The following is a 17975-nucleotide window of genomic DNA, read 5'->3' on the forward strand; positions in this document are numbered from 1 at the left end:
TTCTTATCTCTTACACCAGCGTGCTGCCGAATAAACAATTGCCCACATGATTTACACTTATATCGCTGTTTTTTATTCTGCTTGCCCCACTTTATTACATCCGTGCTCTTACAGGTCAAACACGCCTTTTTTTGACGATTTCATATAACAAAAAAAGCAAATTGAAACCGATTTCAATTTGCTTGATGTATATTCCTTTATTACAGTCGATTACAAAGATTCTACCAACTATTTTTGGCAATTATATCAGATAATATATTATAAATATTTGATAATCAATATTTTATATTTTAACATGGTTAACACTAAACTGATCGCGCAATTTAGGCGTATCCAAATACTTGTGCCTGTCGTTGGCCAATGCAAGTCCCCTCAGTAGCCGGATCATTTAACCAGGATCAACAAATAAAAACAAGGTGTCGTTTGATGCTCTTATCTTCCCGACGCCGTAAGCTTATTCCATTAGCTATTTGGATGCGTTTGCCCTGGTAGGCCAGATTTTGTTGTAAAGTATTATAAAATAAACGCGTATTGAAAATTACTAATTTTTAGCCACGAGCTGCTCCGTTGCAGCCACCTTTCCGGGATACACCTTCAAAGCCTCCTCCAAACAAATCATAGCGCTTTTTAAGTCGTCATTATTAAGTACATAAGCCATACGTACTTCATTTGTGCCGGCGCCCGGCGTGCTGTAAAAGCCTGTTGCAGGTGCCATCATTACGGTTTGGTTGTTGTAACTAAAGGTTTCCAGCATCCATTGGCAAAACCTATCAGCATTGTCAATTGGGAGCTGTGCCACTACATAAAATGCCCCCCCTGGGTTAGGACAGTAAACGCCATCGATGTTGTTTAAGGCGGTTACCAGGGTATTTCGCCTGCTGGTATACTCTTTATTTACGGTTTCAAAATATTCGTCGGGCGTATCAACGGCTGCCTCACCGGCAATTTGTTCAACCATGCCGGCACTTAACCGGGCCTGGGCAAATTTCAATGCTGCTGTGCGTAATTCTGCATTTTTAGTAATCAGGCAGCCTAAACGGGCGCCGCATGCGCTGTAACGTTTGCTTACGGTATCCATAACCACCACGTTATCATCCAACCCGGCTAAATGCATCGGCGAAATAAATTTACGGTCATCGTAGCAAAACTCGCGGTAAGCTTCGTCCGAAAACAGGTAAAGGTCATATTTTAAACACAATTCCTTTAAAGCCTCCAGTTCTTCCTGCGAATACAGGTACCCTGTTGGATTGTTAGGATTGCAAATGATAATAGCTTTGGTTTTATCAGTAATCAGCTTTTCAAATTCGCTGATAGGGGGCAAGGCAAATCCGTTATCAATGTAAGATAGGATAGGTTTTACCACAATATCGCTCTGGCTTGCAAATCCATTGTAATTGGCATAAAAAGGCTCCGGGATAATTACTTCATCGCCCGAATCTAAACAGGCCATCATGGATATGGTGATAGCTTCAGATCCGCCGGTGGTTACAATGATATTATCCGGAGTAATATTGTAACCCAGTTTATTGTAGTATTCTGTAAGCTTTTTACGATAGCTTAAAGTACCCTCGGATGGGGTATAAGCCCAAACTTTAAAATCAATGTTTTTAATGGCATTTAACATGCCTTCGGGCGTTTCAATATCCGGCTGGCCGATATTCAAATGGTACACTTTTTTGCCATCCAACTTAGCCTGATCAGCATAAGGCGTTAATTTACGAATAGGAGATGCGGGCATTCGCTGCCCTTTCTGAGATATTTTTGGCATGTGCAAAATTACAAAAAAAAAATCCGCCTCTGAAAGCGGATACAGTACGGATTCATTTTAATTATTGTCAGTTGAATTTCAAAATGCAAAAAAAAACACCGCAACGCGGTGTTAAGTATTTTTTAAAGCCCTCCCTTCCGGGGAGGGTTTGGGAGGGGCTGCTTATTTACTTGAAGCTGGTTTAGCAATAACCTCGCCTATAATATTTAAGTATTTTTCGGGCGTAACCGCGTTTGATTTAACTACAATGGTTTTGTTAAAAGGGGCAGCTACCGCAGCATTATAAGTGATTTTTATTAAACCTTTATCACCGCTTTTTACAGGTGTTTTGGTATAATCGGCAATGGTACAGCCGCATGTTGGCCTTACTTCGGTAAGTATAAGTGGCTCTTTACCAATGTTTGTAAATTCAAAAACAGTAGTAACAGGTGTGCCCTGGGGCACTTTGCCAAAGTCGTGTTTCTCTTCGTTGAATTTAAACTCGGCTTTTTGGTTATCTTGTGCCGATGCAGTGAAGGCAAAACCTAAAACAACTGCGCAGATCATTAATATCTTTTTCATATGCTATATTTGATTAATACAAATATAAAAGGTTTAACGTAATAACAAAACTATTAGCAATACTTCATGTTTTAAGTGTTACTATGCCAAATACAGAATAGAATTTTATAATTTTACCGTCTAAACGAAATTTTATATGCCTGGAACTGCAATTCGTGCCACCAGTAAATTTGATACCGCAGAGCTTAGTTTTGATGATTTTAAAAAGATCGTTATTGAAGATTATCGTATTGGTTATGAGAGCAGACAAGCCAGTATTATAGGCCGTAAAGAGGTATTAACGGGCAAGGCCAAGTTTGGTATTTTTGGCGACGGCAAAGAAGTTGCACAGCTGGCCATGGCCAAAGCATTCCGCGCCGGCGATTGGCGTGCAGGCTATTATCGCGACCAAACTTTTATGTTTGCCACGGGCATGAGCAATCTTAGGGAGTTTTTTGCCCAGCTTTATGCCCACCCTGATGTAGAAAAAGATCCGGCCTCGGCCGGCCGTCAAATGAACTGCCACTATGCTACCCGTTTTATTAATGCCGATGGTAGTTGGATAAACCAGGCCGAAACGATGAATTGTTCATCGGATATATCAACCACAGGTGGCCATATGCCGCGATTGCTGGGCCTGGCTTATGCCTCAAAACTATATCGCCAAAACCAGGAACTGGAACATCTTAAACAGTTTTCGGTTAATGGCAACGAGGTTGCCTTTGGAACCATAGGCAATGGCGCCACATCCGAAGGCGTATTTTTTGAATGTTTTAACGCTGCTGGTGTGCTGCAGGTACCGATGGCTATTTCTATCTGGGATGATGCTTATGCAATCTCGGTACCGGCTAAGTTGCAAACTACAAAAGAAGATATCTCTGAAATATTAAAAGGTTTTCAGCGCGAGAATGGCTCAAACGGCTTCGAGATTTTTAAGGTAAAAGGCTGGGATTATATAGCCCTTTGTGAAACCTATGCCCGTGCCATTACTTTATGCCGTGAAGAGCATGTTCCGGTATTGATTCACGTTACCGAGATGACCCAGCCGCAAGGCCACTCAACCTCGGGTTCACACGAACGATATAAATCAAAAGATCGCCTGGCCTGGGAAGATGAGCACGATTGCTTGCTGAAAATGCGCCAATGGATGATTACTTCGGCCATCTCAACCGAACAAGAGCTGGATGAATTAGAAGCAGAGGCCAAAAAATACGTACGCGACTGCCAACGCGAAGCGGCAGGGGAGTTGGTAACCCTGATTAATGCCGAACTGGAAGATGCGGCTAAAATGATTGAGCAATTTGCCGAAGGTGTTTCTGTTAAAGAACAATTAATAGAGATAGTGGCCGAATTGCGTAAAAGCTATGATGCAGGCCGTAAGGAAATTGTTTCGGCTGTAAGGAAAACACTAAGGGCTACGGCTAAAGAAGACTCGGCGGAAAGGCAATTACTGGTAAATTGGTTAAATGCCGAAAAAGTTAAAGCCAATGGGCGGTATAACACGAAGCTATTTTCTGATACGCCACAATCGCCACTTTATGTTCCTGTTGTGCCTGCCATCTACAGCGATAACGCGCGTTCTATAGATGGACGCGAAGTTTTGAATGCCTGCTTTGATGCCAATTTTGCCAGGGATAAAACCATCGTGGCATTCGGCGAAGACGTAGGTGCCATTGGAGATGTAAACCAGGGATTTGCAGGTCTGCAAAGTAAGTACGGCGATTTACGAATAACCGATACCGGTATCCGTGAAACCTCTATCATTGGCCAGGGTATGGGCTTGGCTATGCGCGGATTAAAACCAATTGCCGAGATTCAATATCTTGATTACCTGATATACGCAATCACCGTTATCTGCGACGATATCGGCAGCCTTAGTTATCGTACTTTTGGCGGACAAAAAGCGCCTTTAATTATACGCACACGCGGACACCGCCTGGAAGGTATCTGGCACTCAGGCTCGCCCCTGGGGATGATATTGGGATCGATGCGTGGATTTCATATCTGCGTACCCCGGAATATGACGCAGGCGGCAGGGATGTATAACACCTTGCTGCGTGGCGATGAGCCCGCATTGGTTATCGAAAGCCTTAACGGCTATCGCCTGAAAGAAAAGCTTCCTGAAAATGTTGGCGAGTTTACTGTGCCGCTTGGCAAAGCCGAAATTATGAGGGAAGGTACCGATGTTACCGTTGTATCCTATGGCTCAACCTTGCGCATTGTTTTAGAAGCCGCCCCGGAGCTGGAAAAAATGGGCATCAATATTGAAGTTATTGACCCACAAACTTTATATCCTTTTGATAAAGATAACCTTTGCGGTGCGTCGTTAAAGAAAACAAATAAGCTGTTGGTTGTTGATGAGGATGTACCAGGCGCGGCATCTGCTTATATTGTTCAGCAAATAATTGAAGCCCAGAAGGGTTATTACTCGTTAGATAGCCAGCCGCGTACATTGACAGCGAAGGAACACAGGCCTCCTTATGGCTCGGATGGGGATTATTTCAGCAAGCCATCTTTGGATGATATTGTTGAGGCTGTCTATGCCATTGTAAGCGAAGCAAACCCGGCTAAATTTCCGCCGATATATTAAGTAGAATCAAGAATTAAGAGTCAAAAATCAAGAAAAGCGCGAACGTGATTTATCTGTTTTTGACTCTTTTTGATTTTCTCTTGCTTAAATATGTTAAATTTTTTGTCTTAATTCCTGATTCTTAACTCTTGATTCCTTTCCAATATGGATTCTAATTCTTTTGCTACTGTTGCCAGTATTATAAAAACACGTCGTTCGGTTAAACCAAATGTGATGAACGGGCACAAGGCTCCAAATGGTCATGTTGCCGCCCTGCTTGAACTTGCCGATTGGGCACCAACACACGGCTTTACCGAACCGTGGCGATTCATTGTATATGAAGACCCCACTAAGTTTTGCCAGTTACATGCCGACGTTTACAAGCAAGGGGTAAATGCCGAAGAATTTAACGAAACTGTTTACAGCAACCTGCAACACCAGGGTGATAAAGCTTCCCATGTTATTATTGCCATTATGGAAAGAGGTAATCTGGCAAAAATTCCTGCTTTTGAAGAAGTGGCGGCCGTTTCCAGTGCTATTCAAAATATCCTGCTCGGCGCTACGGCTTTAAGTATGGCTTCATTTTGGAGTACCGGTGGAGCCATATTAAAACCGGGTTTTAAAGATTTTTTGCAGCTGAGGGATGATGATCAAGTAATGGGCGTATTGTACCTGGGTTATGCCGACCAAAATCCTGAAGGAAAAAGAACAACTCCTCTTGAAAATAAAGTTAAATGGATCAAATAAATAATCCTAACCTTTCCATTATTTACATCGTATAACTCTGCATTGTAATTTCCTTTGTTGAAATAATATTTCATTATAACTAAAAAAATGTTAAAAATGATTTTTTAATTAGATTGGAATTTATATATTTGTAATTGTCCGGTTCCTAATGCTGGTCAATTTATCAATTCTAAGCCTTTATTAATTTAACTTATTGATTCAAAATTAAACTCAACACAAGTATGAGGAAATGTTTTTGGGGCTTAATATTGGCGATTTTTTTATTTTCTGCTACAGTTATTAGCTGGAGATCGCCAAATGCTAACAAATCAAACGGAGGGGTAAATTCTGCTCTTGCTACAAAAGAATTATTTAACCAGTACGTAAACAGCCTGTATGTGGCTGCCGGTTTACAAGGGTCAGGGCTGGCTTTTGATGTGTTTGAAAAAGCCTTTACCGGTTATACCAATCTGAAATTATCGCATAAAATACCAGAAAATAGCGCGGTGTTGACGATAGTCGACTTCAGTAAATCGAGTCGCGAAAAACGCATGTGGATTGTCAATTTATTTAGTAAACAACTGTTGTTGAACACCTGGGTAGCTCACGGATCTGGAAGCGGTATGGAAATGGCCGAGCATTTTTCTGATCGTAACGATTCGCACCAAAGCAGCCTGGGTTTTTACCTTACCGATAATGTTTACATAGGCAAACATGGCCGATCGTTGCATTTAGACGGATTAGATTCTGGTTTTAATGCCAGTGCACGTTTTCGCGATATTGTAGTTCATGCAGCAAAATACGTTGGGCAAGGTGCTATTGACCAGCAGGGGCGTTTAGGTCGCAGTTTTGGCTGCCCGGCGGTATCACCAAATGTTGTTGATTTTGTGATCAACACTATCCAGGGCAAATCGGTGATTTTTATCAACGGTAATGACGACACTTACACCTCAAAATACCTGGATGAAACGGCACCCTTAAACCAGGTAGCTGCAGATTCTACATCTTTTGATATAGCAAAGCTATAAAATATTGCCTATCCAATTATAAATCTGATTGCCCGGCCTAACCAGCCGGGCATTTTTTTATTTGGTAAGAAATTTTTTAAGGTGATCATACAGCACGATGTCCAGCCCATACACATCTGGCCGATGTTGTAATACACCAGTTTCATCAGCCCAACAGGTAACGTAGGTAATATATATCGGTGTTTTTTTAGGCAGTGCTATGCTGGTAGGGTCAGGATTGTCAGTCGCCATATCTTTCACAATGGTGTCAAACTCTTCGCCTTCGCCAAAAAGGTTTTTGGCAAGGGCTTGTGGGTCGCCAAGGCGCACACAACCATGGCTTACTGCACGCATGGCTTTTCCGAATGCAGATTTTGCCGGCGTATCATGCAGGTAAACACTGCTTTTGTTTTTAAACAGGAATTTTATCTTTCCTAGTGAGTTATCCTCTCCGGGGCGTTGTTTGAAATCATAGTCCAGGTTATCTTTGGTAACCGCACTCCAGTCAACATCTTCAGGATCATCAATCAATTTTCCGTCTTTATAAACATCAATATTTTTGTTTGATAGGTAATACCTGTCTTTGGCGGCCTCTATAATAATTTCTTTAGTGGCTATACTTCGCGGAATATTCCACACCGGGTTTACATCTACACTGTGAATTACGCTGTTTAGTTGGGGCGTTTCACGTGGGAATGGTTTATCAATGGCACAGGTATCATCATATTTGCCAAGGCTGTTTTGCCCGTCCATGTTTCGGCCCTGCCCAACACAAACCTTCATGTTTAGTATGGATTTTCCATTTTCAAAAACATCAAGCCTGTAATCAGGTACGTTTACATATACATATTTGGGCTCGTAAGGTTTATTTCGCCAACGTAAACGTTCCATATTAACCAACAGATAGCGTTGGGTTTCTTCCTTCGATAAACCATCAAATGTATCGCCATGCAGATACGCTTTTTGCAGTGCAAGGTATTGCCGGTCTTTGGGTTGTATGCTATCCAGGTACGCCTTAGTATCGGAGGCCATTAGCGTGGCTTTCATTGATGCGCTGTCGGGGTGTTTGGTAGCCGTAAAATACCTTGAGTAGATTTTTTTTGGGTTAACTACACCAAATTGTATGGCATTGGCATATTTTGTTAGGGTGCTGGTTGCCAGCAGTTCCAGTTTAGCCAACTCTTGATACGCTTCTTCGGTATTACTGATACCGGTTTTGCCATGAAATTTGGCAATCATAGCCTTTAATTCTCCGGGATGGAACAGTTCAGGATCAATGCCGTGCTCATCAGCTTTACTGCAAAACTCCGGTATAGCATCCAGGTCGCCATTGGCCAGGTGGTTCATTACAAATACGGGCATGTAATTATTTGCTTTGTAATAAGCCTCTATAGCAGGCTCGTTGGATAGCTTTAACTTTTCAATCTCCAACTCTTTTTTAAACGCAGCGGTATATGCATCGTCATCAAGATCTTTAAAGACCTTGTTTTGTGTTGTTTTAAAAAGATTAGTGGCTATTTTATTATGCTTTTCTTTACAGCTTTGTATGGTTAACAATAAAGCAAATAAGGAAATCAGTATAAAGGATAGTGATTGTTTGTTTGTCGTGACGGGAGGCATACGTATAAATTACTGTTAAATATAGCTCATTAATAGCAATTGCCATACCACAACCGCTACAAGTTTTTAATTAAATTTGAAATCAGACAATTTATCAGCAATATTTGACTAATCGCTTCATGAGTCGCTAATGAAAAGACAGTTATTAATTATAGCAACATGCTTTCTGCCATTTATGGCAACTGCACAGGATTTTAAGCCGGTAAACAAAAATGCCACCCCCGAGGCGGTTAAGTTACTATCCTTTTTATACCAAATAAAGGGAAAGCATATCCTGTCTGGTCAGCAAAATTATAATAACGATCTGAACACGTTTTCGGATAGTGCTTACGCCATTACCGGAAAATATCCCGCTTTGTGGGGTTCTGATTTTATGTTGTGGGGCGATAAAGACCTTGGGCAGAAGCTGGTGTACGAAGCGCAAAAGAAATGGCACGATGGTTACCTGGTTACCATTATGTGGCACCAGGGCAGGCCAACTGATGATGCGCCATATGACTGGAAAACAAGTATCCAGGGTAAGCTTATCGATGCCGAGTGGACAGAATTGACTACACCAAATACGCCTTTAAATAAAAAATGGCTGGCAGATATAGATAAAAAGGCGGTTTACCTAAAACAGCTAAGAGACTCACATGTACCGGTTTTGTGGCGGCCCTACCACGAAATGAACGGCGTATGGTTTTGGTGGGGCGACAAAAAAGGCAAAAACGGTATCCAAAAGCTTTGGAAAATGATGTACGACAGGTATACCAACTATCATAAACTAAACAACCTGATATGGGTATGGGGCGCAAACGGTTTACGCGATATTCCCAAAGACGAAGCATACGATTATAAACTATATTATCCAGGTGCCGATTATGTTGATATCCTGGGATCGGACGTTTATCACTTTGATTACGAACAAAAGGATTACAATGAGCTGCTAAGCCTCGCCAACGGCAAAATTATTGTACTTGGCGAAACCGGCGAATTGCCCAAACCGGAAGTATTGGCAGCCCAGCCCGAATGGGCCTGGTTTATGGTATGGACAAGCTGGCTGTGGACGGATAATACCCACAATAGGGTAAAGGAAATTTACAACCTGCCGCAAACCCTTAACCATGAAGAAGTAAAAACCATGCTGCAAAAATAGTAATGGACAAAATTAAACTACCCGAAGTTTGGTTGCGCGGCCCTTTAAATGATATCCCCGCGTTGTTGCAGCCCGTTGCACATGCTTTATTGCAGGCCAGGGAAGAACTGAATGAGCTGATGGCCGATTTTCCAGACCTATTGTTGTGGAATAAAGTTGCGGGCATGGCCTCCCCGGGTTTTCATTTACAGCATTTGACTGGTGTGCTCGACAGGCTATTTTCCTATGCAAAAGGAGAGATTCTCTCCCAAGAGCAATTAACCTATTTAGCCGCCGAGGGTAGGCCAGATGTAACCATTAGTGCAGCCGTATTAGTTAAGCAATTTAATTCCCAGGTTGATAACGCCCTGAAACAATTGGCCAATACTAATCAATCTACCTTAGCCGAAATAAGAGGCGTGGGACGCGCGCAAGTTCCATCAACTGTTATTGGCCTGTATGTGCACGCTGCGGAGCATACGATGCGCCATTTAGGACAATTACTGGTTACTGTTAAGGTTTTGAAACAGGGTTTGTTACAACTATAGTATCCGGTTTACATAAACATAGCTACCGCATCCTTAAGGCTTTTTGATGAGTGGGTTACTATCGCACCAGGGTGCCTGTCGTCCGGATCAAACAAAAACGTATCGATACCTAATGAGCCTGCCGCTTTTATTTCAGATTCGGGATCATCACCAATAACCAACAACTCTTCTGGCCGATAATTGTTATTGCTCATAATCATGGCAAAAATGTCTTTTTTTGTTTCTGAGGATATTTGCGGGTCGACAATATAGATAGCTTTAAAATCGGCTTCGATGCCTAACAGTCGTATTTTGCTCCATTGCAGCTTGGTAAAGCCGGTAGTCACCAGGTATTTATCTATCGGGGTTTCACTGATGTATTTATACTCTTCGTAAGGTTGCATCGGGAGGGCATACTCCAGGTCTTTGAGCAAATCAAGGCCTTTGTTTTTTGCCGCTTCGCTGAAGTTGAATTTTTCGGCCACTTGCTGGTAGGGGCGGCGCTGCATTTCTGCTTTTGCCTTTTCAATTTCCTCGGTGCCAATCTCTTCGGCCAGCGTATCAACAAAGCCAAAAACCGCTTGGAAAAGATTGCCGGAAATTGAACTTACAGGGTAAATGGTATTATCCAGATCTAATATGATGGCCTTTTTCATAATATATTGTCAACAGGAGTTAATACAATTGGCTCGCTTTTTTTTATTAGCTTTTTAAGGATATAGTACCCGATAGATACAAATAAGCAAACGCCGGCAAATACCCACCACAAGCTATCAAAGCCACCTGATGTAATAATCCGGGCGCCAACGGCAGGAGCAATGATCTGTGCCGCCGACCACGACATGCCGTAAATGGCAGCATACGAGCCCCGGTTACTATTATTCGTTCGGCTCACCCAAAAAGAGTTCATGAATGGCATGGCGATGATTTCGCCAAAAGTTATCATTACTACTATCAAAACAGCTATCCCGGCATTATGAGGCAGTATGTTCAATAAAACAAAGGTAATGCCGGATAATAATACACCTATGCTGATATAGGATAAAGGGTGCCTTTTACCATCCAACTTATGAACAAGCACCATTTCGACAGCTACGATCAGTATTCCGTTGAGCGCCATTAAAAAGCCGATAAAACTTTGGCCAAGATGCCACTGTATTACATAAAATACAGGCTGAGTGATGAAGAATTCATAGAAACAGCAGGAGAATAGCGTATTTAAAATGATGAACCATAAGAATATGCCATCGGTATGCGCCGCTGCCGATTTTATAACCTTTGCCACGCTTTTTACCGATGTCCGGATCTGTGATCGGGGCATTAAATTCAATAAAAGTACTGCCGCCAAAATATTTGTACTACCATCTACCCAAAAAAGCCAATGATAGTCAACCGATGCTAACACTCCGCCCAGGCCACCACCAACCGCCCAGCCCAGGTTAACCGCCAATCGGTTTAGCGAGTAGGAGCGTGTTCGGTTAGCATCATCAGCGTAATGTGCAATTGCCGCCGAGTTTGCAGGCCTGAACGACTCATTACAAACGCTGAGCACAAACGTTAGTATGCAAATACTAATGAAGGTATGCTGATATCCTAAAATAATAAACTGGATGCCCCCTAAAAGCAGGGCTCCAACCTGCACATCATAAAAACCTATTTTATCGGTTAGCTTGCCACCTAAAAACGCGCCTCCAAATGCGCCAATGCCAAAAAACGCCATTACCCAACCCGACTGTATTACCGTAAAATGAAGTTGTTTAATCATATAAACACTCATAAACGGAACCACCATAGTGCCGCTCCGGTTAATGAGCATTACCAGGCTCAGGTACCAGCTGTTTTTAGATAGTCCATAGTAGGCGTTTTTGTATGATTGGATAAGCGGGCTTAGCATCGTTGTACAAAGATAGTTTTTAAGGCAGAAAGCCTAAGGCCCAAAGCAATAAAAGCTTTCTGCCTTAGGCCTTCCGCTTTTAGCTTTTCTCTTTTTAGCTCAGTTTCGAATTACGGTTTCGCAACCAATGGTCGGCCAAAACCAGTGCTGCCATCGCCTCAACAATAGGTACAGCACGCGGCACCACGCAAGGGTCGTGGCGGCCTTTGCCCGATATTTCGGCGGCGTTACCTTCGCTATCAATGGTGGCCTGGTTTTTCATGATGGTGGCAACCGGTTTAAAGGCTACTTTAAATTCGATAGGCATACCGTTGCTGATACCACCCTGTATACCACCCGAGTAATTGGTAATGGTTGTTATATCGCCTAAATGCGACTTTACAAAAATATCGTTATGCTCAGATCCGCGCATTTCGCTGCCTGCAAAGCCCGATCCAAATTCAAAGCCATGAACGGCGTTGATGCTTAGCATAGCTTTACCTAAATCGGCGTGCAGTTTGTCAAATACCGGGTCGCCTAAGCCAACGGGGCAGTTTTTTATGTAGCAGCTTACTTTGCCGCCAACGGTATCTCCATCTTTACGCACGCTGTCAATAAACGCAATCATTTCTTCAGCTGTTGCCGGGTCGGCACACCTTACAATATTTTTCTCCCGCTCATCAATAAATTCCTGAACGTTTTTAATCTCCACGTTTGGAGCATCTATTTTGCCAACGCTGCTTACATGGGCCGCAATCTCGATGCCCTGGGTTTTGAGCAATAGTTTGGCCAGTGCACCCGCAGCAACTCGCGCCGCGGTTTCGCGGGCCGAGGAGCGGCCACCGCCGCGATGATCGCGAATGCCGTATTTGGTTTGGTAAGTATAATCGGCATGGGAGGGGCGGAACACATCCACATTATGGGTGTAATCCTTTGATCGCTGATCTTCATTCGGGATCAGCATTGCAATTGGGGTACCCGTGGTTTTTCCTTCAAATACGCCGGATAGAATCCGTACCGTATCTGCCTCTTTACGCTGTGTGGTAATCTTCGACTGCCCAGGCTTGCGCTTATCCAGCTCGCCTTGTATATATTCGATATCAACTACCAATTGTGCCGGGCAGCCATCTATTATTACCCCAATGGCCTCGCCATGCGATTCGCCAAAAGTGGTTATCCTGAATACTTGCCCGAATGAATTGCCTGCCATTGTTTTAGATGTGAGATGTTAGATACGACATTTAAGAAAGCTCAAATGTCAGAATTTAATTCTAATTAAACCGTCATTGCGAGGTACGAAGCAATCCCCTACATGCTAAGTCCCACATAGTTCGGGATTGCTTCGTACCTCGCAATGACGGGTATTTTATGGTTTTTTCAAGATGACAAATTTCACTATGTCATTGCGAGCGTAGCGTGGCAATCTCGTCGGTTGCATGGTTGTCTTGCAAAGTTCGCGATTGCTTCGTACCTCGCAATGATATAGTTTGGTGCCGGATTTACCTTTTACCTTTCGCCTTTAACCTTCCACTTCCTCCACAACAAACCCTTGCTTCTCCAAATCATCCCAAAATGCAGGGTACGATTTGTCGACTACCGGGCCGTTTTCAAATTCCAGTTGCGGAACAACCAGCGCCAGTGGAGCAAAAGCCATGGCCATACGATGATCGTGGTAGGTGTTGATGAACATACGCTCCGGGATAAACTTTTCGCTGCAATCCAGTTTATAAACCTGGCTCTTTTCAATCAGTTTAACGCCCATTTTGGCAAGTTCGGTTTGTAAAGCTAAAACCCTGTCGGTTTCTTTGATCTTCAGCGTTTCTAAACCGGTAAATGTTGCCTCATGGCCCAAGGCCGCGCACACTACAATTACTGTTTGCGCCAAATCGGGGCATTCCTTCATGTCGAAGACCTTGCGGCTTAAAGGTTTGACCTCTTTTAGTAAATGTACACCGCCATCCTTAAACTGCGAGGTAATACCAAAGTTGGCCATTATCTCGGTTATCACGCTGTCGCCCTGCAGGCTGTATGCGGTTAAACCGGTCAGGAATATTTCTGCCTCATCGGCCAGGGCAGCAATAGCATACCAGTATGATGCCGCGCTCCAGTCCGGTTCAATGTATAATGATGTTGTGGCAAAATCCTGGTTGGCTATGGCAATCACATTGTCGGTCCAGGTGTGCTGGATACCTGCTGTTTGTAACATAGCCAGGGTCATTTCTACATATGGGCGCGACGTTAGTTCGCCTTCAATATGTAATTCCAAACCAAGCGGTAACCGGGCCGCGATTAGTAAAAGTGCGGTAATGTACTGACTGCTGATGTTGCCTTTTATACTGATTTGACGGCTTAGCTGTTCAAAACCGCCTTTTAATTTAATAGGAGGGTAGCCTTCTTGCTCTTCAAAACCTATGTGGGCACCAAGTTCCTTCAACGCATCCACCAATACACCTATCGGCCTCTCCTTCATGCGTTGGCTACCGGTTAAAATTACCTCGTAATCCTGTATAGCATAATAAGCCGTTAAAAAACGCATCGCCGTACCGGCCGGGCCGATGTCGACAGTGGTGAGTAGTGAGTGGTGAGTAGTGAGTGGTTCGCCGCTGCTGACCTCCAATACCTCTTGATTCTTGACTCTTGATTCTTGATTCTTCCTCAAAATCCCTGCTAACAAAACCGAATCGGCCGAATCGGATACATTATCTACCTTAACCTTACCGTTGCTCAGCGCTTCGATAATGAGGGCGCGGTTACATTCACTTTTTGAACCGGTGAGGTTTACCGTGCCTTTTATATGCTTATTACTTTTACTCAGGATGATGTTTTGCATCGCTATTTATAGGTTGTATGTTTTACGTTGTACGTGATACGCGGTACGTTGAAGGGAATAAACCTAAGTCAAAACGTATAACGTACCACGTAAAACGTATAACATAAAAATTACGCGTGTGTTAGTTTTTCTGCTGCCTGGCCTGCTTCGCTGGCGTTCATGATGGCTGTTTGCCTGCTGATAGATTCGGCGTGTAAAAGTTCCAGTAATTTTTCGGTAAACTCGCTGCCTAATTTTAATGCTTTAGCATAATTAGTACGTTTTTGCAGAATTTCGTCCCAACGGCCAACCTGTAAAATGGTAATACCGTTATCTTTTTTATGCTGACCGATTTTATCCGCAATCAGCATACGCTCGGCAATTTTCTGGATAACTAAATCGTCAATTTTATCAATCTGGTTGCGCAATTCGTGCAGCTTATCGTTAACCTCGGCATTGCGTACTTCTGGTTTACGTAAAGCCAAATGATCAATAATATCAGCAAGTGCAGCAGGGGTAACCTGTTGTTTAGCATCTGTCCAGGCTACGCTTGGGTCGATGTGCGATTCGATCATCAACCCTTGCATATCCAAATCCAAAGCTTTTTGCGAAATGTAACCAATAAGGTCGCGGTTACCCGATATGTGGCTTGGATCGTTAATGATAGGCAATTCAGGTGCTAAAGTTTTTAAGGCGATAGCGATATCCCACATCGGCTCGTTACGGAAAGCAGATTTTTCGTAAGATGAAAAACCGCGGTGGATAGCAGCAAGTTTAGTAATACCTGCGTTGTTGATACGCTCTAAAGCACCAATCCATAAAGAAAGATCGGGGTTTACCGGGTTTTTAACCATTACCGGCACATCAACACCACGCAAAGCATCAGCAATTTCCTGTACAGTAAAAGGGTTTACTGTTGAACGGGCACCAACCCAAAGTATATCAACACCTGCTTTTAAAGCTTCTTCAACGTGTTTACCGGTAGCTACCTCAATAGCTGTTGGCAAGCCTGTTTCGGCTTTAGCGCGTTTTAACCACTCCAAACCAATTGAGCCAATACCTTCAAACTCTCCCGGGCGGGTACGTGGTTTCCAGATACCTGCACGTAAAGCAGAAATTTTACCGGTTTGGGCTAATAAATGGGCGGTGGCTACCAGCTGATCTTCAGTTTCGGCGCTGCAAGGGCCTGCAATTACCAATGGTTCTTTACCGGTCTTAATCCAGGTATGAAGTGGCTGTATGTTTAAATTTAGTTTCATTGTGTTTGTTATTTGTTCCGGCTGCTTGTTTTTTAAACCGGGTTGTTTTATGTTTTAATTTTTTTGATTTCCTGTTTGGTTCGGTGATCTTGGGAGATCGCCTTTTTTTGTTTAAACGTTGCGGCGGATGTTGATATATCGCCTGCCGCGGTCAATTCGTTGGGGTTTGGGTGCTACTGATGGTTCGTCATCGTGTCTTTCATATTCGCCAAGTATGTTAAAGTTTTGTGTGTATTTCAGTATCTGCCGTATAGCGCTATCGTAGTGTTTCTGCTCGTCCCACTCCACATCTACATAAAAATTATATTCGTTACGCTTACCAAGTATGGGCATGGATTGTATTTTGCTCATGTTTAAACCCTCTTCGGCAAAAATATTAAGCACTTTGGCCAAAGCCCCAACCTTATTACTCACCTGGAAACAAAGCGACGCTTTATTGGCCGGTTTTTTATCCATGTTATCATGATGGGTGAGTATCAAAAAGCGAGTAAAATTCCGTTTGTTTGATTCGATGCGGCGCTCCAAAACATCCAGTCCGTATAGTGTTGCCGCCAATGAATTGGCGATAGCTACTGTATCCGTTAATTGTTCGTCGCGGATGCGTTTAGCGCAGGCGGCGGTATCGCTGCTCTCTACAATTTTAAGATGCGGGTATTCGTCAAAAAAATCAACACACTGGCGCAGTGCAATAGGGTGCGAGGTTACGTATTTTACATCCTCAAACTTTACACCGGGCAAAGCCATCAGGTGCAGTTGAATAGGCAGGTAAATTTCGCCTACTACCGGGAAACCATAATCGAGCAGTAAAGTGTAGTTGGGCAATATGCTGCCGGCAATGCTGTTTTCAATAGCCATTACCACATAATCAGCCTCGCGGTTCTTTAACTTCTCAAAAGTTTGTTTAAAAGAGTTGCACTCAATCATCTGGGCGTTTTCGCCAAAATAACGCAGGCCGGCTTCTTCATGGAAGGAGGCGCGGATTCCCTGTATAGCAACTCTTGGTTTTTCTATTTTCATAACCCCTGTTAATGCAAAAAGTCCCGGCATTTTGTGCCGGGACTTTTTAAATTTTTTATGTGTGTTTAGTACATATTAGTCCCGGCTCTTACTGGTAAAGTAAAAGTAGTAACCATAAAAATATGCACTGTTAAATTTCATCTGTTTTTTATTACGTTGTAAATGTACGGTAAAAAATGATTCTGTCAATAGAAAATTTTATTTTTTGATGAAAAAAGTAGGTGAACCAAATTTTATATTGTAAAAATGGATTTTACCTACTTTTAAATAGACTACTGCTGCCGTAAATAACAGGTATCCCTAACTTATTCGGAAATTTCGATAAAAAATCGTAACTGCTAATCAATATATTGGGGATTATCAGGCAATCGCCGTTTTGAAATTTAACCTCGATTTTCTTATTAAAGTCAAGGCGAAAGCCACGGCGATCATTGTTTTCATAAATGACGATGTTTTCGATATTCAGTTTTTCATACGCCGATATATTTTGCTCGTCTTTTCCAAAATAAAACAAATTGTTGCCCCTTGAAATTTGAAGGTACAAACTGCGGTTTTGAATAGCGAGAAACACGGTGTAAAGTATAAATCCTCCGATGATTAAAATAAGAAAGCAGGGATAAAGTATAAAAGGGGTGTCACTGGGAATGCTGGCAGCAAAGCTGATAAATAATCCAATATAGACCAATAACAATGCAATTAGCATAAATACCCGTGAAGGTTTTACTTTATATATAAAGTTATTGGTGATGAAATGGGGCTGGTTGCCGATGTTAAAAAAATGCTTCTCGAAAACGCTTAGGTCAAGGGTTTTATCAAAAAAATCGGCAACAAGTTTTTCCGCGGCCTCAATATCAGCAGCGTGGTACTCATACAAATGATTGTCTTTATCCAGATAGTAAACACAGAATTTTCCGCCGAAATAAAGCCCCAGTTTTAGATAGTTAATATCATCGTCCTGTATAGTAACCGATGGGCCGGTTAATTGAATATCAGTTAAAGGGCGCTCCAAATCCCAGGGAAAGTTTTTTATCAGTTGAATTGTTTCATCCAAATTTCTTGGCTGCTCGTCAGAGAATTCGCCTTTTTCGTAAGTGTTATGTTGTAGTTTGGATATAAGTTGCGGCATAGGTTATATAAGGCGAT

General features: G+C 42.7%; 16 protein-coding genes. 5 read left to right on the forward strand and 11 right to left on the reverse strand.

What is annotated here, in order from left to right:
* The 3 genes from AC1DV1_RS27230 to AC1DV1_RS27240 form a co-directional block, all read right to left on the reverse strand.
* The coding region (locus tag AC1DV1_RS27230; protein WP_477356830.1) for an IS1/IS1595 family N-terminal zinc-binding domain-containing protein at positions 1-119 on the reverse strand (119 nt) is incomplete at its 3' end.
* Positions 120-541: 422 nt separating this feature from the next.
* Entirely contained in the window at positions 542-1768 is a 1227-nt protein-coding gene (locus AC1DV1_RS27235) for a pyridoxal phosphate-dependent aminotransferase (protein WP_477366462.1), read from the reverse strand.
* A 162-nt stretch (positions 1769-1930) separates the two neighbouring features.
* Positions 1931-2329, reverse strand: a complete 399-nt coding sequence (locus AC1DV1_RS27240; RefSeq protein WP_090650036.1) for a DUF1573 domain-containing protein — start codon at positions 2327-2329, stop codon at positions 1931-1933.
* Between the two features lie 136 nt (positions 2330-2465).
* Between AC1DV1_RS27240 and AC1DV1_RS27245 the strand changes: the two genes are divergently transcribed.
* From AC1DV1_RS27245 to AC1DV1_RS27255, 3 genes are all read left to right on the forward strand, one after another.
* Positions 2466-4898 (forward strand): alpha-ketoacid dehydrogenase subunit alpha/beta, encoded by a 2433-nt coding sequence (locus AC1DV1_RS27245; protein ID WP_477366465.1) that lies wholly within the window; start codon positions 2466-2468, stop codon positions 4896-4898.
* 144 nt (positions 4899-5042) lie between these two features.
* Positions 5043-5624 (forward strand): nitroreductase family protein, encoded by a 582-nt coding sequence (locus AC1DV1_RS27250; protein WP_477366468.1) that lies wholly within the window; start codon positions 5043-5045, stop codon positions 5622-5624.
* A gap of 221 nt (positions 5625-5845) precedes the next feature.
* Complete coding sequence (locus tag AC1DV1_RS27255; protein ID WP_477366471.1) at positions 5846-6631, forward strand: murein L,D-transpeptidase catalytic domain family protein; 786 nt, start codon at positions 5846-5848, stop codon at positions 6629-6631.
* Positions 6632-6688: 57 nt separating this feature from the next.
* On the opposite strand, the gene AC1DV1_RS27260 is transcribed toward AC1DV1_RS27255, so the two are convergent.
* Entirely contained in the window at positions 6689-8230 is a 1542-nt protein-coding gene (locus tag AC1DV1_RS27260) for a L,D-transpeptidase family protein (RefSeq protein ID WP_477366474.1), read from the reverse strand.
* A 175-nt stretch (positions 8231-8405) separates the two neighbouring features.
* On the opposite strand from AC1DV1_RS27260, the gene AC1DV1_RS27265 reads away from it, so the two are divergent.
* Complete coding sequence (locus AC1DV1_RS27265; RefSeq protein WP_477366477.1) at positions 8406-9368, forward strand: glycosyl hydrolase; 963 nt, start codon at positions 8406-8408, stop codon at positions 9366-9368.
* A gap of 2 nt (positions 9369-9370) precedes the next feature.
* Positions 9371-9895: a DinB family protein gene (locus tag AC1DV1_RS27270; RefSeq protein WP_477366480.1), complete on the forward strand. Its 525-nt coding sequence runs from the start codon at positions 9371-9373 to the stop codon at positions 9893-9895.
* Positions 9896-9903: 8 nt separating this feature from the next.
* Here AC1DV1_RS27270 and AC1DV1_RS27275 read toward each other — a convergent pair whose 3' ends face one another.
* The 7 genes from AC1DV1_RS27275 to AC1DV1_RS27305 all read right to left on the reverse strand — a co-directional run bounded on the left by AC1DV1_RS27275 (position 9904) and on the right by AC1DV1_RS27305 (position 17958).
* Positions 9904-10530 carry an HAD family hydrolase gene (locus tag AC1DV1_RS27275; RefSeq protein WP_477366484.1) on the reverse strand — a complete coding sequence of 209 codons (627 nt, stop codon included), beginning with the start codon at positions 10528-10530 and terminating at the stop codon, positions 9904-9906.
* Positions 10527-11768, reverse strand: coding sequence for an MFS transporter (locus tag AC1DV1_RS27280; protein ID WP_477366487.1), 1242 nt, complete (start codon positions 11766-11768; stop codon positions 10527-10529). Before AC1DV1_RS27280 ends, AC1DV1_RS27275 begins: the two co-directional genes overlap by 4 nt.
* Before the next feature lie 94 nt (positions 11769-11862).
* Positions 11863-12957, reverse strand: a complete 1095-nt coding sequence (gene aroC / locus AC1DV1_RS27285; protein ID WP_477366490.1) for a chorismate synthase — start codon at positions 12955-12957, stop codon at positions 11863-11865.
* A 309-nt stretch (positions 12958-13266) separates the two neighbouring features.
* Complete coding sequence (aroA, locus tag AC1DV1_RS27290) at positions 13267-14577, reverse strand: 3-phosphoshikimate 1-carboxyvinyltransferase (protein ID WP_477366493.1); 1311 nt, start codon at positions 14575-14577, stop codon at positions 13267-13269.
* Between the two features lie 110 nt (positions 14578-14687).
* The gene (locus tag AC1DV1_RS27295) at positions 14688-15815 is read right to left on the reverse strand and encodes a chorismate mutase (RefSeq protein ID WP_090650066.1); all 1128 of its coding nucleotides are present in this window, start codon (positions 15813-15815) and stop codon (positions 14688-14690) included.
* Between the two features lie 111 nt (positions 15816-15926).
* Complete coding sequence (locus AC1DV1_RS27300) at positions 15927-16832, reverse strand: prephenate dehydratase (RefSeq protein WP_477366497.1); 906 nt, start codon at positions 16830-16832, stop codon at positions 15927-15929.
* A gap of 253 nt (positions 16833-17085) precedes the next feature.
* Positions 17086-17958, reverse strand: coding sequence for a PH domain-containing protein (locus AC1DV1_RS27305; protein ID WP_477366500.1), 873 nt, complete (start codon positions 17956-17958; stop codon positions 17086-17088).
* Between the last annotated feature and the right edge of the window lie 17 nt (positions 17959-17975).

The sequence above is a fragment of the Mucilaginibacter sp. P4_D1 genome (genome assembly GCF_056401935.1).